This is a genomic window from Marinobacter iranensis, assembly GCF_029207565.1.
Lineage (GTDB): Bacteria > Pseudomonadota > Gammaproteobacteria > Pseudomonadales > Oleiphilaceae > Marinobacter > Marinobacter iranensis.
Genome location: NZ_JANCMW010000181.1, coordinates 1 through 269, shown reverse-complemented (window position 1 = coordinate 269; position 269 = coordinate 1). Strand labels below are relative to the sequence as shown.

Below are 269 nucleotides of genomic sequence, written 5' to 3'. Positions count from 1 at the left end.
CCGCGACCAGCTTGTGCAGCTCGGCGACCATGGCGGGGAGCAGCCCCTCGCCCAGATTGGCGCCCGGCGCGTCGCCGCCGAAGCCGTTGACCTGGACGAGATACACGGTGTGCGCCTTCGCCAGCTCGGGCGCCACGCCGTCCCACACCGCGCGAGGGCTCGACAGGCCGGGGATCAGGATCACCGGACTGCCCTTGCCGATCACCTGCACCGAGAGGTGATCCATCTGGATCATCTCGGCCGGTGCCGGCGCGGTCGCCGCATGCGCC

The 269-nt window shown here is 71.7% G+C and carries 1 protein-coding gene; it reads right to left on the bottom strand.

Annotated elements, in window-relative coordinates; genetic code table 11:
- A partial coding sequence (locus tag NLU14_RS21930; RefSeq protein ID WP_420845096.1) for an alpha/beta fold hydrolase occupies window positions 1-269 on the bottom strand: 269 nt, incomplete at both ends.